The sequence below is a fragment of the Helicobacter canadensis MIT 98-5491 genome, assembly GCF_000162575.1.
Classification (GTDB): domain Bacteria; phylum Campylobacterota; class Campylobacteria; order Campylobacterales; family Helicobacteraceae; genus Helicobacter_D; species Helicobacter_D canadensis.
In genome coordinates, this window is record NZ_CM000776.2 from 1286247 (window position 1) to 1304704 (window position 18458).

Genomic DNA, 18458 nt, shown 5'->3' on the forward strand with positions numbered 1-18458 from the left:
TATTTCAAATCATCACAAAAACTAACAATGAATACATATAACACTTTAGCGTGGTTAAATTTCTTTATTGCTGATGTGCAAGATGGCTTAGGTCCTTATCTAGGCGTATTTTTAAAAAATCATCACTTCTTAGAGGGGCAAATTGGGCTTATTGGCACAATTACTTCTCTTTGTGCGTTGCTTTTTGGTGTGCCACTTGGAATCTTAGTCGATAAGACACCTTATAAACGCACACTTATTGCATTTTGTATTTGTGCTATTAGTGGCAGCGTGCTGTTAAACTTCTTGTATCCGACATTTCTTTTTACACTCATCGCACAACTTACTATTGCTTTGTGTGCTGTGTTTCTCGCTCCTGCTTTTGCAGCGATAACGCTTGGGATTGTTGGTAGGAAGCAATATGCACTCCAAACAAGCAAAAATGAAGCTTACAAACACACTGGGACTGCTTTTAGTGCAGGATTAAGCCTCGTGTGTGCTTGGTATTATGGGATAACTTCGATTTTTATCATCACTATTCTTATGGGAATCTTTGCTCTTTTATGCCTTGCATTGTTACGCAATGTCTCTATAAACCACGCTTTAGCAAGGGGCGATGAAGAATCTACTACCACTATGTTTAAGTCAAAGTCTCTTAAAAGAAGTTTTATGGACAAGCGCATTATGGCGCTAAGTTTTGCAATGTTTTGCTTTCATCTTAGTAATGCTGCTATGCTTCCGCTTTTAAGTCAGCGCGCACATACTTTGGGGATAGATTCAAGTGGTGCGTATGCAGCAGCTACTATTATCATCGCTCAAAGCACAATGATTCTTATCGCGCTTGTGTGTGGCAAACTTATTGTAAATCCTTTGGGGGGTTCTCATAGAGATTTGCACGATGATAGTAATTCCAAGCTCTCAAAAACCCTTTTTGCTCTTATGGCAATTTCTCTTTTAGGGCTTTGTGTGCGTGCGATGATTGCGGCAAATTATGAGGGCTTGGGCGGTATGGTCGCTACACAGATTCTAGATGGAGTTGGTGCTGGGATTACAGGTGTGATTGTGCCTATTTTGGTGGCGATAGTCTTGCGTGGTAGTGGGCATATCAATGCCGGATTTAGTTTTGTGATGACTTGGGGTGGTATCGGTGGTGCATTAAGTGGAAGCTTGGGTGGCTTTGTGGCGCAGTATTTTGGGTATTTTTATGCATATATAGTTTTGGGCAGTGCAGCATTGCTTGGGTTAATTGTGTGGAGTTTTTCTTGGACTGCTTTTAAATATCTCTCAAAAAACACGGCTTAAAAAGAATAAAAAAAACCGCATTCTTAGCTAGGTGGTAATCATTTTTTCTATGCTATAATTTATAAAATCAATAATTTTTGAATGATTTTACACAATAAAATAAACTTTAAACTAAAAGGAGATAAATATGAAATATAGATACTTAGGCAATAGTGGGCAAGTTATACCAAATATGATACTAGGAACTGCGACATTTGGAGGCAGCACAGAACTTTTTAAAAAATGGGGTAGCACTCAAGTAGATGAGGCTAAGGCTTTGATTAAAGTGTGTATGGATTTAGGGTTTAATGCCTTTGATACCGCAGATTGTTATTCTCTTGGAGATTCTGAAATTATTTTGGGACAAGCACTTAAAGATTACAAAAGATCAGAAGTTTTTATCTCTACAAAAACAGGTATGTGGATGAGCGATAATCCAAATGACATCGGCACTTCAAGATCAAAGATTTTACAAAGTGTTGAAGCGAGTTTGCAGAGATTACAAACAGATTATATTGATTTGTATCATTTGCATTGCTATGATGCAAGAACTCCGCATATAGAAGCCTTGCAAACACTTAATGACTTAGTCAAATCAGGCAAAATACGCTATTTTGGAGTGAGCAATTATTCGGGTTGGCATTTGATGAAAATGCTTAGTGTTGCAGATGCCTATAATCTCCAAAGACCCGTGGTGCATCAAGCGTATTATTCGCTTGGTGCGAGAGAATTTGAAAATGAGTTAATGCCACTTGGAATAGAAGAAAAAATCGGCACACTTGTTTGGAGTCCTTTGAGTGGATCTCTGCTATCAGGCAAAATCACAAGAAGCAAACAAAACATCGATGATTCTAGATTAGGAAGAGGCGGTGCTTGGGATATGGATAGAGAGCATTTATTAAGTATTGTAGATGAGTTAGAATCTATTAGTAAAGAAACTGGTTATTCAATAGCACAAATTGCACTTGCTTGGGTATTATCAAGACCGACAATTAGCTCTCTTGTGATAGGTGCTACAAAAGTTGAGCAATTAAAAGAAAATTTGCAAGCTAGTGAGTTACAGCTTGATGTAGAACATATCAAAAGATTAGATAAGGCTAGTCAAACAAAATTGGCATATCCATATTGGCATCAGAGATTTACGGTAGATAACAGAGATCCTTATCCTGTGAATCTGTATTAAAATTATTAACAATAAAGCCCCAACAAGCACAAAATTTTGCTTGATAATGAGCTAACACAAGAACCAAAAATGCGTGATATTTTCATCACAAGATTTATCCCATTAAGCTTTAATGTATTGAGTCTTGCTTTGTGGGATTTTTCTTCACTTCTTTGTGAAAAATAATTTACAAGGATTTACCGAATAATCAGCCACAGGAAGATTGGATTTGCTCAAAATGCTTTTAGTTTGGATTTGAGTAAGTTTAAATTTGCTCATTTTTTGCCTTGCTTTTTGTAATGCTATTTGCCTATTATCCAAAAATATTGTATGAAAATTTTTTTATACTTTCAGGCTAGATACTTGCATTTTAACAAAATTGCTTATACATTAGCCTTATGTCTTTAAGTAAAAATACAATATAATACCCCACATCAAAACCTAACAGCAGGGAATCCTATGGCAAAAATGACATTTTTGGAGTTAGCAAAGCAGATTTTGCAAGAAGCTAAGCAGCCTATGACTTACCAACAAATATGGGATATGGCTACACAAAAGGGACTTACGCAATCTTTAGAAAGTGCTGGCAAAACGCCTTGGCAAACCTTAGCAGCACAACTTTATCTCAATATTAAAAGGCAAGATTCTATCTTTTTCATTGCTACCAAGCGACCTACCACCTTTTGGCTCAAATCTCGCAAAGATGAACTCAAAGAAGATGTGCAAGAACTCATCACCAAAGAAGAGACAGAAAGCCTAAAAAACACCAAATATAAAGAGCGAGATTTGCACCCTTTGCTTGTGTATTATCTCGCAAATGCAACTGAATTTAGATTGCAATGCAAAACAATCTACCACGAAAAAAGCAAAAAACAAATAAGTGGCAAAGACAAATGGGAAAACCCCGATATTGTAGGCGTTTATATACCTTTTAATGATTATGAACCCCAAACCCTTGAAATCCTCAAACATATCAATCACAATGTGTGCAGCCTCTTTTCGTTTGAATTAAAAGTCAAGGTAAATTTTGGGAATCTAAAAGAATCTTATTTCCAAGCAGTTTCTAATTCTAGTTGGGCAAATGAAGGCTATTTGGTGATTTTTGAAGACATAGAAGATGATGTGCTAGAGGAATTAAGGCGACTTAATGCAAGTTTTGGGATAGGAGTGATTAAGCTAGAGGCAAATCCTTTGGATTCTCGAGTGTTGTTGTCGGCAAAAAGAAGCGAGATTGATTTGCAAACTATGAATAGACTTGTGGATTCAAATCCTAATTTTAGGGAGTTTGTAGCGGATATCAACAAACAAATTAAAGCCGGAGCGGATACAAAAATCCAAGCTTGTTTTGATGAGGTGCTAGAGGAAGAAGTCCTAGAAAAATATCTCAAAAACACCATATATTTAGACTAAGTAAGGAAAGAAAATGAATAATGTTGAAATGTTAGTGCTTGACTTTGGGAGTCAATACACACAGCTTATCGCTAGGAGACTTCGGGAGTTTGGCGTTTATACCGAGATTGTGCCTTATTTTGAAAGCATAGATTCTATCAAGGCTAAGAATCCTAAGGGCATTATTTTAAGCGGTGGTCCTGCGAGCGTGTATGAGGAGGGAGCGTATAAGCCTGATAACAAAGTCTTTGAGCTTGGCATTCCTGTGCTTGGGATTTGTTATGGTATGCAATATATCGCGTATCATTTTGGCGGTGCGGTGGTGCGAGCCAAAGAGCAGGAGTTTGGCAAGGCACAATTAGAGATTCTAGCTCCTGACACAGCACTTTTTGCAAATGTCAAAAATAATTCTATTGTGTGGATGAGTCATGCTGATAAGGTAGAAAAAATCCCGCAAGGCTTTAGTGAATTAGCCAAAAGTGGCAATACACATTATTGCGCCATAGCAGACACAAAGCGTCAAATCTATGCCTTGCAGTTTCACCCTGAAGTCGTGCATAGCGAGTGCGGTGGGGAGATTCTCAAAAATTTCGCGGTGAATATTTGCAGAGCAGATACAAGCTGGAATATGAAAAATTTTATCACCTATGAGATAGATAAGATTCGTAAAATCACAGGGATTCAAGCAAGTAATAGCGAATCTAACACAAAAGCGACTTCTTCAAATCGTTGCGGTTGGATTTATCAAGGGTATAATGCCTCTGATGAAGCCACACAAAAGCTTTATCAAGATTATCACGATTTTGAGTGGGGCATTCCACAGCACGATGACAAGCGACTTTTTGAGCAACTTGTGCTAGAGGGTATGCAAGCAGGGCTTTCGTGGATCACGATACTTAAAAAACGCGAGGCTTTTAGGGAAGCCTTTGATGACTTTGATCCTCATATTGTAGCCACTTATGATGAGGCAAAGATACAAGAACTTATGGAAAATCCAGATATTATCCGCAATCGAGCCAAGATAGAATCTGCTATCAACAATGCCAAAAGATTCTTAGAGATTGAGCGTGAGTTTGGGAGCTTTGCGAAGTTTCTTTGGGGTTATGTAGATAATACACCGCTTATCAATCATTTTGAGAGTTTGGAGGAGATTCCCACACATACGCCACTTTCTGACACAATCGCAAATGATCTCAAAAAGCGCGGCTTTAGCTTTGTAGGAAGCACAGGGATTTATGCTTTTATGCAGTCTGTGGGACTTGTGTGCGATCATTTGACAAGCTGTGCATTTGGGCATACAGATAAAGCCAAACCTCACAAGGTGCTTTGTGCGGTAAGTGGTGGGGTGGATTCGAGTGTCGTAGCTACCTTGCTTTATCGTGCGATTGGGGAAAATCTTATCCCTATTTTTGTGGATACAGGGCTTTTACGCAAAGGCGAGAGAGAAGCCGTGGAGAAAATGTTTAGAGAAAACTTGCGTGTGCCACTTATCACTATTGATGCAAGTGAAGAGTTTTTGGGATTGCTTAAAGGTGTGCGAGATCCTGAGAGTAAGCGTAAAATCATCGGTGAGACTTTTATCAAGGTATTTGATGGAGAAGCTAAAAAGCACAATGCTAATGGCGAGATAAAATTCCTAGCACAAGGCACACTGTATCCTGATGTGATTGAATCTGTGAGCGTGAAAGGACCAAGCAAAACGATAAAATCTCATCACAATGTAGGGGGCTTGCCTGATTGGATGAAATTTGAGCTAATCGAGCCACTAAGGGAGCTTTTCAAAGATGAAGTGAGAGCTTTGGGGCGAGAGCTTGGTATGCCAGAATCTATGCTTATGCGTCACCCATTCCCAGGACCGGGACTTGCTATTCGCATTATGGGAGAAGTCAATCAAGCGGATTTGGATCTTTTGAAAGAAGCGGATTCTATTTTTATAGAAGAGTTGCATAAGTGGAATCTATATGATAGCGTGTGGCAGGCGTTTTGTGTGCTATTAAATGTCAAAAGCGTGGGGGTAATGGGCGATAACCGCACCTATGATAACACAATCTGTGTGCGTGCGGTAGAAGCGCTTGATGGAATGACAGCGACTTTTTCGCATTTGCCTCACGAGTTTTTAGAATCTGTGTCTAATCGTATCATTAATGAAGTAGAGGGCATAAACCGCGTGGTGTATGACATTACTTCCAAACCACCAGGCACGATAGAGTGGGAGTAAAGAAAGATGGCAGAAAGGACACAATTTTAATGCTTCCAGAGCAGCAAAGTCTTGAAATCATTAAATTAAGAACTATGGATTCAAAAACAAAACCTTATACTTTCATTGATTTATTTGCTGGCATTGGTGGTATTAGGAGAGGTTTTGAAATAGAAGGAGGCACATGTGTCTTTTCAAGTGAAATCGATAAATTTGCTTGTCAAACTTATGAAGCTAATTGGGGGGAAAAACCAAGTGGTGATATTACAAAAATAGAAGCATGTGATATTCCCAAATTTGATATTTTGCTAGGCGGATTTCCTTGCCAAGCCTTTAGCATTGCTGGTAAAAGAAAAGGATTTAAAGATACTCGTGGAACAATGTTTTTTGAGATAGCTAGGATTTTAGATTATCATAAGCCGAAGTGCTTCATGCTTGAAAATGTAAAAGGGTTATTAAATCACAATAAAGGCGAAACCTTTCAAATTATAAAAAATATCTTAGAGATTGAGCTAGGATACAAAGTATTTTATAAAATTTTAAATGCTAGAGATTATGGAGTGCCACAAAATAGAGAAAGGATTATTATAGTAGGTTTTAAAGATCACAATGTGCATTTTGATTTTCCAAAGCCTTATAATTATAGTGTGAAATTAGGGGATATTTTAGAAAAAACACCTGATGAAAAATATACCATTTCTAATCGCTTGTGGGAATCTCACCAACAAAGAAAAGAGCTGCAAAAAGCAAAAGGAAATGGCTTTGGATATCGTTTATTTGATGAGAATTCACCATATACAAGCACAATTTCGGCAAGATATTATAAAGATGGAAGTGAAATTTTAATTGCCCAAAAGAACAAAAATCCAAGAAAATTAACAATTAGAGAAGCAGCAAGACTTCAAGGATTCCCTGATGATTTTAAAATAGTTTGCAGTGATACACAAGCCTATAAGCAATTTGGCAACTCTGTGCCTACCAAGATGATCCATGAAGTTGCAAAACAAATCTTTATAACGCTTAAAAAACAGGAGTAAATAATGTGTAACAAAATCAACGATGTGGTATTTGATAATAATCTCTATTTTTATACGATTTTAAAAATATTAGTGCAATGTAAATTTACCGATAGCCAACTCATATGTTTTCAATCATTGCTTAATAAAATCAAGAACAATGGAAGTGATAGACTTAATTTGAACAATCAGCTAAGCTCATATCGAGATACATTAAGAAGCAATACAAAGAAAAGCAATTACGATGAATTAACTAGCTTAATTGAGAGAAATAGTGCGATGTGGTTTTATGTAGTGAATGTTGGCATAGAGTTACTCTTATTTAAGGATTTAATTTTAGCAGAAGCAAAAGCCTACACTAATGCCAAACAACAAATGTTAGAAAAAATAGATAAGCTAAGCATTGAATATGATACCAAAAATTTAAGTTTGCCATATGGACAAAGAGTTTTAAGCTCTTTGTTGTGTTTTGCTCTAACAAATATTGAAAGAGAAAGTGAGTTTTTATTAACCTCCAGTAATCAAAGGATTAAAAGTGTTCATCAGCTTGTTTTACAATTAGCAAATGCTTATCACATTAATTGCAATAATATGTTTTTATTAATTGTCAGTGAGAGTGTTAATCAATCAATACGAAGCACAGCAGGTTCGTCCTATGAAGAAAGGGTTGAAGCAACATTGAGGCCTATAGCAGATGATTTGCTAAGTCATTTACATGATGAAAATATTCAAGCAATGGAATATGATTTTATTTTTACAATAAAGGGCAAGAAAGTAGGTGTTTCTGCAAAAAGAACATTAAGAGAAAGGTATAAGCAAAATCATGAAAATGTTGCTAATCTTAACGTAGATGCTGTATTTTTAATTACGCTAGGAACAGATTTAAATCAAGATAAAATAAACTCCATCTTGCAAAAAGATAAATATTACATAATTGTTGCTAGTGAAATTTATAATACATCAGAGTTCATGCAACAAAATACAAGAATTCTTTCGTCTGAAGACTTAACTAGAAAAACATTGGAAGAAGTGTTATCAAAATGGTAGATGATATAGACTTTGGAGCAAACGATAAACAAATCACATTATTGTAAGACATAAATTCATAATATAGTATTACCCAAACTATTGAGTAAAATAATTGTGTTTTCTATCATTTGGCATAATCGAGAAGATTAAGCTATTTTAAGGAGATATGCAATGGAAGCGAGGGAGAATAACTTTAAGTCAATAGTTACCAATGAAAATCGCCTAGATATCCCATTTTTTCAAAGACATTATACTTGGAATGAAGAACATTGGGAAAGATTGTTTGATGATTTATACGATAGCTTTATAAATAATACTACTCATTTTGTTGGCTCTGTGATTTTAAAAAGAAATGGAGGCAATGATAATTTTGCTATAGTTATTGATGGGCAACAAAGACTTACGACTTTTTCTATCTTGCTAAAAGTCTTGCATGATAAAATTGATGAAAGCAAAAGAAAGCACTTTGAAAATTATCTATTTGAAACATATAAGGATGATAGCCCTAAAATAAATCACTCCAAAATGGACAGGGAAAATTACATTGACTTTTTGAAAGTGGATTTTCCAAAAATCCCCTTTGTAGAATCTAAAGGGCTATTTTTACAATTTAGTGCTTTGGGAAATAGTCTCATCACACTGCATTCGCTAAAAGAGCAGGATTTGCCACCTATTGGAGAGCCACTCTATAAAGATACTGCAAACAAGGATTTAAAAATCTCTAAAATCACTTATGCCAAAGACACAAAAGAGCTTTTTATAAACAAAAGCCTATATTTTGAAAAAGTAGAATCTAGCGTATGGGAGTATAAAATCGGAGGGTATCAAGTATTGGATAAATACCTAAAAAGCCATAAAGATGAAGCAATCGACTTTGAGTATTTTCAAAAGATTATCCAAACTTTGCATAAAAGCTTGGAGATTGAAAGAGAGATTGCAAAAATTAGCTTTATCTAAATTATAATTAAAATTTTAAATTAAGTTTTTACTATATATAATCGTCTGCAAATGTTTTCAAAAAATTATCCAAACTTTACATAAAAGCTTGGAGATTGAAAGAAAGATTACAAAAATTAGCTTTGTGTAAGTGGAGTTAATTATAAGGAACAAAAATGTATTTAGAGAAAATTATTATAAAAAATATATCTGCTATAAAAAATCTTGAATTTACTTCTAGTTTTACTAAAGAAGGGAATCCAAAGCCTATAGTGATTGTCGGTGAAAATGGGAGCGGTAAAACCACCTTGCTCTCAAACATTATAGATAGTTTTTATGAGATTGGTAGTGCATTATTTACCAATGTTGCTAGGATGGAAAATACTAGCAGAAATTTTTATAAAGTAAATGGCGAATTAAATCTTAGCTGCAATGAAAACAAAGGCTTTGCGATAATAAAATACAAAAGTAAGGCAATGCAAAATCCTATAGAATACATAGATTATATTAATTGCAACACCGATGATATTAAAGAGTTTTGCTCTCTTAATTTACAAACAGCCATTGGCAAAATAATTACTCAATTTTCTGAAAACAACATAGAAAACTTACAGAAAGAATGGCATACCCAAGCACATTATTATCAACCTGCAAATAGATATGAAGAACCTTTTTGGAAAAATCCAAATTTTAATATTAACTTTAAAGAAGAAAAACAATATAACAATGTATATAATAAAGAACTAGAAATCATAACTTCTTTTGAAAAAAATTATTCTTATATTATGGATATAGTTTTAGATAAATTAGCTGATAGCAAAGAAGCTAACAACATATTAAATGCAATCGAAAAAATTTTACAAGAAATCAAACAAGATAAAACTTCAAATTTTAGATTATTACATAGAAATTTTGGTAGCAGAATCGGAATTGATAAAGATGAAAAACCCTTTCTAAGCAATATTAATCAACTTTCTTTAGGAGAACTTACACTTTTAAATTTATTTATCAATATCATAAGGCATACAGATTTGTCTAATGAAACTATGGATAAGCTTGAAGGAATAGTTGTTATTGATGAGATTGATGCGCATTTACATAGTGATTTACAAAGCAAAGTTTTGCCTAGTTTGATTAAGCTATTTCCAAAAATTCAATTTATTATCACAACGCATTCCCCACTTTTTGTTTTGGGTATGCAAGAAGAATTCAAAGATGATGGTTTTGATTTGCTTGAAATGCCAAATGGCACAAGGATAAGTGCAGAAAGATTTAGTGAATTTCAAAAAGCCTATGAAACATTTACCAAAACAAAGACTTTTGAAGAAGATATAAAAGAAAATATTGCAAAGAGTAAATTGCCTTTAGTTTTCGTAGAGGGTGATTATGATATTAGATATATAAAACATATATGTAAATTATTTCAAAGAGAAGAAATTTTAAATAGTATTACATTGTCTGATGCAAACGGATATGAAAATTTAAATAAAATATGGAAAAACAAAAAAGTAATAGAATATTTTGATAAGAAAATTTTACTTCTTTATGATTGTGATACAGAAGTAGAAAATAAAGATAGCAATAATATTTTTAAAAGAATAATTCCACCACAAAAAGATGCTTTGTTTGACAGAGGTATAGAAAATCTTTTTTCTAAAGAAACTATTAACAAAATCGATAAAGAAAAACCTCAATATATTGATCTTAATCAATCACATAAAAGAATAAGAGGAGAAGAAACTGAAAACTATACATATTCTATTAATAAAGATGAAAAAGGAAATTTATGTAATTGGATTTGCGAAAATGGAACAAAAGAAGATTTTGAAAATTTTAAAGTGATTTTAGAAATTATTGATGAATTTTTAAGCAGATAAGCTTAGATTCTAAAAGTTTCATACTTGCAAAAACAATAAACATTTTAAATGATTCTTTGAGTTGATTCTAAGATTTAAAAAGGAGTATTATTGATGACCTATGCTATCTATCCGCTAAGGGAAGCCTTCCTTGAAGTCTTATTGATAGCTAGGAACTTTGCGTAATTGTAACACATTTGGATTGCGTTTTCAACAAAGAAATTAACAATGCCTAACCGCAAAAGATAGATTCTAAAAGTTTCACACCTGCAAATCCACCCTTTACCCTATTCTACCCTAACTTTTTTGCTTTTATAAAATCTTTACTAACTCTATTACAAATGATAATCAATATTAATATTATTCTAAGAGTATTAAGACTACAATACAAATTAAACTAATTCTTAAGGGACATCTTATGACAATTGAAGATTTAAAAGATGGTGAAAGTGCAATCATCACAGAATTAGATGTTGATACACAACTTAAAGATAGATTTTTCAGTCTTGGTATTTGCAAATCCAAAAAAATCAAAAAACTAGAAACTTCATTAGGTGGCTCTACAATCCTAGTAGAGCTTGATAGAAGCTGCATCATCTTACGCGCAGAAGAAGCCAAAGCAATCAAAGTAGGAAATATCAATGAATAAAAAAAATATCAAAATCGCTCTTGTTGGACAGCCTAATGTCGGAAAAAGCTTATTAATCAATGCCTTATGCCATTCTAATATGAAAGTTGGAAATTTCACAGGCGTAACCATAGAAAAAGCCCAAGCCAAAACCACTTACAAAGACTATGAATTAGAAATCATCGATTTACCTGGAACCTATTCACTCTATGGTTATTCCGAAGAAGAAAAAATCACTAAAGACTTTATTGACAATGGAGAATATGATCTTATTATCAATGTAGTTGATTCAACCAATCTTGAACGCAATCTACTACTCACCACACAGCTACTAGAACTCCAAAAGAAAATGATTCTAGCACTTAATATGAGCGATGAAGCGACAAAAGAAGGTGTGCAAATCAACCACAAAGAACTTGGCAATCTACTTGGAATCCCTTGCTTAAAAATCTCTGCTAGGACAAAAGAAAATCTTCATTTGCTTTTAGACTTGATTCTTCAAACCCATACTCAAAATATCTCTCCCAATAAACGCGTGTATGGCAATGAAATTGAGACAGAAATTCTCAAACTTGAAGAGTTTCTAAATGCTAAAAATGACAAAAGTATAGAATCACTTCATCTCACAAATCGACAAATTGCTATTTTACTCCTTAAGCAAGATGAAAAACTCTTTAAATTCCTACACGAAAAACCCATTTGGATGGAAATCTCCCCGCTTTTACAAGAATCTCTTAATAATCTCTACATTATCTACAATACCAAGTCAAGCAAGGATATTTTTATTGATGATTTAAACGCTTTTGTAAGTGGCTTAGTAACCGAAACACTCAAATACGAAAACAAAGCTCTGCCAAACTACACCAAAAAAATTGACAAAATTCTTATTAATAAATACGCTGGAATCCCTATCTTTTTGATTCTTATGTGGCTACTTTTTCAGCTCACCTTTACGCTAGGTGCGATTCCTATGGATTATATTGAAACATTCTTTATTGGAATTGGTGATAGCATTAAAGAAAATATTTCTAATGAACACATTGCTTCTTTATTGGCTGATGGAGTTATAGGCGGAGTGGGTGCAGTTATCTTATTTTTGCCTAACATTATTATTTTATTTTTTGGAATCGCACTTTTAGAGACAACAGGCTATATGTCTCGTGTCGCTTTTTTACTTGATGGATTCTTCCACAAATTTGGCTTACACGGAAAAAGCTTTATACCGCTTGTTACGGGCTTTGGTTGTTCGGTGCCTGCTTTTATGGCTACAAGAACACTCAAAAGCCGCAAAGATAGATTACTCACTCTTTTTATTGTCAATTTTATGAGTTGTGGTGCTAGATTGCCTGTTTATGTGCTTTTTGTAGGGGCATTTTTCCCCGCAGAACAAGCAGGAAATTGGCTCTTTGGAATCTACATTTTAGGGGCTTTATTTGGATTAATTATGGCAAAAATCTTACGCCTTAGCGTCTTTAAAGGACCAGATGAACCCTTTGTAATGGAAATGCCAAAATACCGAATCCCAAATTGGAATCTTGTTTGGTTTTCTGTCTATAACAAAGCAAAAATGTATCTCAAAAAAGCAGGAACTTTTATTTTAGCTGCGACAATTCTTATTTGGTTTGCTAGCACTTTCCCACTCCAAGAAGAAACTCAAGCCATTTATGCTCAAAAAATAGAACAAGCTAACACTCAAGAAGAAAAAGAGGCTTTAGAATTTACCTTGCAAGAACAGCTTATTGAAAATAGTTATTTAGGCAAAACCGGACAACTCATTGAACCAATCTTTGCACCTCTAGGATTTGATTGGAAAATGAGTGTTGCTTTGCTTAGCGGACTTGCGGCTAAAGAAGTTATCATTTCCACTATGGGAGTTTTATATTCCTTAGGTGCAGAAGTCGATGAAAGTAGCGTTACTTTAATGGAAACTATTAAAGCAATCATTCCTTTAAAAGTTGCCGTTGCTTATATTTTGTTTATTATGATTTATAATCCTTGCCTTGCTGCAACTGTGGTTTTTGGAAAAGAAGCGGGTGGATTTAAATATATTGTTTATCTCTTTTTATTAACAACCATTACTGCTTATATTGTCGCTTATATTGGCACATTGATTGCTAGTTTTTTAATTTAATTCACAAGATTCTATAATCTTGTGATTCTCTCCCTTTAATTTTCTTTTTTAATATTCTACACTTAAATAAAATTATCTTAATAATCTTAGTTAAAAGAGAATACAAAAACAAGCAAGAAGCCTAAGCTTCTTCTTGTGCGTTGTATTTGAGCAATGCTATAAAGCGATAAAAAATATGCACGAATTTAGAGTATGGAATCATAAGGAAAAAGACCATAATGCAGCTTAAGTGAAACCATAACGCATAAGACAATAAAGCACTCTCTCTCACAAACATCAATAATAATCCACTAAAACTTGCGATAAATAGCATAAACAAAAAGGCATAATCCATACTTACACTTTTTTCATCTACAATTTCTCTATCAGCTATAAGCTTTAGCACAAACAATCCCAAAACACCGATACAAAGGGCAACCCCACCAATGCTACCAAAAATCTTGGGAAGTTGTGTTATATCATAAGGTGCAGAGATATGTAAAAAGTGATGATAAAACGCTCCTAAGCTTGTCGCGATAAAACAAAATACAAATCCATAGGCTGTAAAATGGTGAAAGATTCTGCGTGCGTTGCTTCTTTTGTCATTTGGATATGTGCAGCCCTCGCTTTTATGCCCACCAAGATATTTTAGCGTGAGCGCATCTTTGAGACTTCGCACAAACACTCTAGCATTCACACCGCTTAATTCAATAGCCCTAGCAAATCTCACAAATCCGCCAATTAAAGCCACCAAAACAAAAAGAGAGACAATACCAAAAGTATTTACCATATATTCATATGGAATCACGGCAAAAAAGTCTCCTCTTGCTTGTTCTCCTGCCATTGTTTGTGTAGAGGCTACAAAAAACCCAGCAAATAGTGCCACAACAAGTAAAATCGTTGTGAGCCACGCATTGCTATCAAAAGCTCTGCCCAAGAAGTTTGGAAAAGCATATTTTTTGTAGCTTTCTTTACGAATTTCTGCAAATTGCGTAGGAATAGAGACATTAAACTCATGCGGAGGAGCGTATTGACAATCATAAAAGCACTCACTGCACTGATGACAGAGGTTTGCTAGATAATCAATTTGTTTATCTGAAAATTCTCGATATTTTTCCATTGCCGGAAACACTGCACAAAGCCCCTCACAATACCGACAAGAATTGCAAATCACGCAAGATTTTGTCGCGATAGTATAAATGTTTGAATCATCTTTGGTTTCTTTGATAGTCCAAATAGGTTGTGTTGTTTGCATACTTACTCCTTATATACTTTTGGCGGCATTTTGTCCAGCTAATCTACCAAACACCGTTCCAATGCTCATACCAAAACCTGCTACATAGCCTTGTGTCAAGATATTTCCTGCCATAATTTCTCCAGCAGCAAAGAGATTGGCAAAGAGATTCTCATCACTCGCATAGACTTGAGCATTTTTATTGACTTTGACACCCATATATGTAAAGGTAACGCCCGGTCGCAATGGATAGGCATAAAAAGGTGGGGTATCAATTCTCAATGCCCAATGCGTTTTTTCTACTTCTAAGCCTTTAGTATGACAATTATCTTGAATTGTATGATTAAAATCTCCATCAACCACACTTGCGTTATATTCGGTTATGGTTTGTTGCAAGGCTTTAGAATCTAGTCCAATTTTTTGGGCTAACTCTTCGATACTTTGTGCAACAATAGGAGGGAAAAGAGAAGGCATATAGCATTTTTGCACTTTAGAATCTGTGATAGAAAAAGCAATTTGATCTTCTTGTTGTGCAACAAGTCTTCCCCATATCGCATATCGCTTAGGCCAAAAATCCTCACCCTCATCATAGAATCTTTTTGCATATTTATTAACCACAATCCCCAAAGAAACGCAATCCACCCTTGAGGCAATCCCTCCATCATATTTTGGCGTTCTCGCATCGATAGCCACCATATGCCCTTGTGTTGGATCTCCAATGATTTTCGCATTTCCTTTTTGCAGTGCTTTTAGCATTTTACCTTGATTAAATCGTGTGCCACGAATGATAAAGTTTCTTGCTTTTTCACCCCACGCTTCTTCAAGCCATTCTAGGTTTGATTCAAACCCACCACTTGCAATAATAAAGGCTTTTGCAATAAATCGCAATTCTTCTTTAGATTGCTTATCTAAAACAATCACTTCTTTGCAAGTTTTATCTTCTATGATTAAGTCTAAAGCCTCGTGTTCATAAAAAATCTCAATGCCTAGCTCATTTGCACAGGCAAAATACGCATTCACCAAAGATTTTCCACCGCCAAGAAAAAAGGCATTTGTCCGACCCAAATGCAAAGTCCCACGCATAGAGGGTTGGAATCTAACGCCGTGATTTTTCGCCCACACTACCGCTTCTGGTGTATGAGAAATAACAAATCTCGCATATTCCTCATTTGTCTGTCCTTTTGTAACCTTAAAGACATCATCAAAAAATTCATCTTCGCTATATTTATCAGTCAAAACATCAGTTGGTGCATCGTGCATAGAACGCAAGTTTCTTGTGTGTTGGGAGTTGCCCCCTCGCCATTTTTTTGGCGAGGATTCTAAGAGAGCAACTTTAAGATTATTATTTGCTTCTTTGGCGCTGATAGCCGCACACAATGCAGCATTACCACCACCAATAACAATAATATCAAATTCTTTTAATTTCATTAATGTTCTCCTTGTTGTTGTCTATCATAAAAACCACCTCTTCTAAAAATAACCACACTAGCTATAAAAGAGCAAATCGCAGCAAAGGTAAGCCAAAGTGCTGGAGACGCTGGATTGTCTGTATATTTAGTAAGGAAAGTTGAAACCGCGGGAGTAAAGCCTCCAAAAATGGCTACCGTAATAGAATATGAAAAGGAGAATCCTAAGGCTTTTACGTGTTTTGGCATTATTTCAGATAATGCACACACCATCGCTCCATTGTATCCACCAAAAATAAAGCTAAACCAAAGCTCCACCAAAACAAATTTACCAAAAGTTAATGTGCCACTCTCTGCCATTCCTGCTAACCAATTTAACATAGGATAAGCAGAAATCATACCCAAAAAAGTCATAAACAAAGCAACTTTTTTACGACCAATTTTATCACCTACAAATCCAGAAACAGGTAACCAAAAAAGATTACTCACCCCTACAATTGCAGTTACAATAAACGCTTCTAATTTAGTAAAGTTCAAAATATTGCTTGCAAAATGTGGTGTAAAGGAGGTAACAAAATAAAATGTAACCGTTGTCATCATTACAAAAAATACCCCAGCAATAATAACAGGATAATTCTCTGCCATATTCTTAAAGATTGCTGCAAAAGTTTTAGGAGCTTGATGTTTTTTTGCCTCAAATTCAGGTGTTTCTTCTAATGTGCGTCTAATATAAAAAATAAATGGCACAACAAGACAACCAATGATAAAAGGTATCCTCCAACCCCACGCTTCCATAACAGCATCCCCAATCCAATAATGCAATCCAACTCCAATAGCTCCCGCAAAAACCGTGGCAACTTGTTGGCTACCACTTTGCCAAGAAACATAGAATCCCCTCAAATTTTTTGGTGCAATTTCAGCAAGATACACACTTGCTCCACCTACTTCAGCTCCAGCACTAAAACCTTGCAAAAGTCGTCCAATCACAATAATAATTGGTGCCAAAACTCCAATACTCTCATAACCCGGACACAAAGCAATAGTGAGTGTGCCTATTGCCATTAAAGTAAGCGTAACCAAAAGTCCTTTTTTACGACCATGTTTATCCATATATCCACCAAGCACAATCGCACCCAATGGACGCATTAAAAACCCCATTCCAAAAGCTAAAAAGCTTTGCATAATGGAAATAAACTCATTTTCTGCAGGGAAGAAAATCTTTGCAATAAAAGCAGCATAGAATCCATACACCGCAAAATCATACATTTCCAAAAAGTTACCACTTGATACACGAAAAATCGCTTTAGCATCTTCTCTTGCTTTTGACATAAATCATCCTTTCTTTTTTTTCATAAAACAATATCTTGTTCTACTTGGAATAATTTTAAAAATTTTTTTACTTTTTTAATATTAAAAAGCATTCTTTTGTATACAAAAATTTATTTTTGTTACAAAAAAACACAATATGAGTATATTCTCCAATAAATGTAAGATTGATGCGTGTAGAAATGTGGCGTAGGGAAGCGTTTTTAAGGAGTTAGTGTTACTAAGGAATGCGAGATTCTCTTTTTTAGAGAATCTAAGATTTATTTTTTAAAACTCTCTCAAGGCGTATTTTGTAGGCTTGATGAATATGAAATCGTGCCATTTCTTGTGCTTTTTTTTCATCACCTTTTCTAATGGCTTCAAAAATATTTGCATGTTCCATATAAGTTTCTTGGATTCTCTCTGGCTTTGCCAAAGTGCTTTCTCCAAGCAAGATAAGGGATTTATCCAAATTTTGCATAATTTTAAAAAGGTAATTATTATTAGAGCAACGATAAATCATCTCATGAAACAACACATTATTAGCCCTTGCCTCTGCAATATCACTAATATGTTTTTGTTCTTCTATGATATTGTGCAAAATTTCTATCTCAACCTTAGAGACAAACAAAGTCGCCAATCTTGCTGCTTCTCCCTCCAAAAACTCGCGCATTTCATAAAGTTTGGTAATAGAAATTAAGTCCAAACCAGAAACCATTAATCCCTTTTTCCCATCTTGGACTAAGATACCCTCATTAACCAAGATTCCCAATGCCTCTCGTATAGGCGTTCTGCTTAATCCTGTTTCTTGAATCAAATCCTGTTCTTTGATTCTGTCTTTGGGTTTAAATTTGCCTTGCCTAATAGCTTCAATAACATAATCATAGATTTTATCACTAGAATTTTTTTGGTTACTTTTTTGCATAAAAA

The 18458-nt window shown here is 34.8% G+C and carries 14 protein-coding genes; 10 read left to right on the top strand and 4 right to left on the bottom strand.

Annotation, left to right across the window (positions count from 1 at the left end):
• Positions 1 to 27: 27 nt before the first annotated feature.
• From HCAN_RS06330 to feoB, 10 genes are all read left to right on the top strand, one after another.
• A complete protein-coding gene (locus HCAN_RS06330; protein WP_006656273.1) occupies positions 28 to 1281 on the top strand; it encodes an MFS transporter in 1254 nt (417 codons plus the stop codon).
• 127 nt (positions 1282 to 1408) lie between these two features.
• Positions 1409 to 2443, top strand: coding sequence for an aldo/keto reductase (locus HCAN_RS06335; RefSeq protein WP_006656274.1), 1035 nt, complete (start codon positions 1409 to 1411; stop codon positions 2441 to 2443).
• A gap of 438 nt (positions 2444 to 2881) precedes the next feature.
• Positions 2882 to 3832, top strand: a complete 951-nt coding sequence (locus tag HCAN_RS06340) for an HTH domain-containing protein (RefSeq protein WP_006656277.1) — start codon at positions 2882 to 2884, stop codon at positions 3830 to 3832.
• A 13-nt stretch (positions 3833 to 3845) separates the two neighbouring features.
• A complete protein-coding gene (guaA, locus tag HCAN_RS06345; protein WP_006656278.1) occupies positions 3846 to 6029 on the top strand; it encodes a glutamine-hydrolyzing GMP synthase in 2184 nt (727 codons plus the stop codon).
• Complete coding sequence (locus HCAN_RS06350) at positions 6020 to 7045, top strand: DNA cytosine methyltransferase (protein ID WP_373973705.1); 1026 nt, start codon at positions 6020 to 6022, stop codon at positions 7043 to 7045. The genes guaA and HCAN_RS06350 overlap by 10 nt, the downstream gene beginning before the upstream one ends.
• A gap of 3 nt (positions 7046 to 7048) precedes the next feature.
• The gene (locus tag HCAN_RS06355; RefSeq protein WP_006656280.1) at positions 7049 to 8071 is read left to right on the top strand and encodes a PDDEXK family nuclease; all 1023 of its coding nucleotides are present in this window, start codon (positions 7049 to 7051) and stop codon (positions 8069 to 8071) included.
• A gap of 153 nt (positions 8072 to 8224) precedes the next feature.
• On the top strand, positions 8225 to 9010 hold the full coding sequence (locus HCAN_RS06360; RefSeq protein WP_006656281.1) for a type ISP restriction/modification enzyme: 786 nt from the start codon (positions 8225 to 8227) through the stop codon (positions 9008 to 9010).
• 155 nt (positions 9011 to 9165) lie between these two features.
• Entirely contained in the window at positions 9166 to 10866 is a 1701-nt protein-coding gene (locus HCAN_RS06365) for an AAA family ATPase (protein WP_006656282.1), read from the top strand.
• Positions 10867 to 11263: 397 nt separating this feature from the next.
• On the top strand, positions 11264 to 11494 hold the full coding sequence (locus HCAN_RS06370) for a FeoA family protein (protein WP_006656283.1): 231 nt from the start codon (positions 11264 to 11266) through the stop codon (positions 11492 to 11494).
• Complete coding sequence (gene feoB / locus HCAN_RS06375; protein WP_006656925.1) at positions 11487 to 13604, top strand: ferrous iron transport protein B; 2118 nt, start codon at positions 11487 to 11489, stop codon at positions 13602 to 13604. Before HCAN_RS06370 ends, feoB begins: the two co-directional genes overlap by 8 nt.
• A 121-nt stretch (positions 13605 to 13725) precedes the next feature.
• Here the strand turns inward: feoB and tcuB are convergent, their stop codons facing one another.
• The 4 genes from tcuB to HCAN_RS06395 all read right to left on the bottom strand — a co-directional run bounded on the left by tcuB (position 13726) and on the right by HCAN_RS06395 (position 18453).
• On the bottom strand, positions 13726 to 14838 hold the full coding sequence (gene tcuB / locus HCAN_RS06380; protein ID WP_006656926.1) for a tricarballylate utilization 4Fe-4S protein TcuB: 1113 nt from the start codon (positions 14836 to 14838) through the stop codon (positions 13726 to 13728).
• Positions 14839 to 14847: 9 nt separating this feature from the next.
• Positions 14848 to 16245: an FAD-dependent tricarballylate dehydrogenase TcuA gene (gene tcuA, locus HCAN_RS06385; protein WP_006656286.1), complete on the bottom strand. Its 1398-nt coding sequence runs from the start codon at positions 16243 to 16245 to the stop codon at positions 14848 to 14850.
• On the bottom strand, positions 16245 to 17552 hold the full coding sequence (tcuC, locus tag HCAN_RS06390) for an MFS transporter (protein WP_006656287.1): 1308 nt from the start codon (positions 17550 to 17552) through the stop codon (positions 16245 to 16247). The genes tcuA and tcuC overlap by 1 nt, the downstream gene beginning before the upstream one ends.
• A 250-nt stretch (positions 17553 to 17802) precedes the next feature.
• Positions 17803 to 18453 (bottom strand): GntR family transcriptional regulator, encoded by a 651-nt coding sequence (locus tag HCAN_RS06395; protein ID WP_006656288.1) that lies wholly within the window; start codon positions 18451 to 18453, stop codon positions 17803 to 17805.
• Between the last annotated feature and the right edge of the window lie 5 nt (positions 18454 to 18458).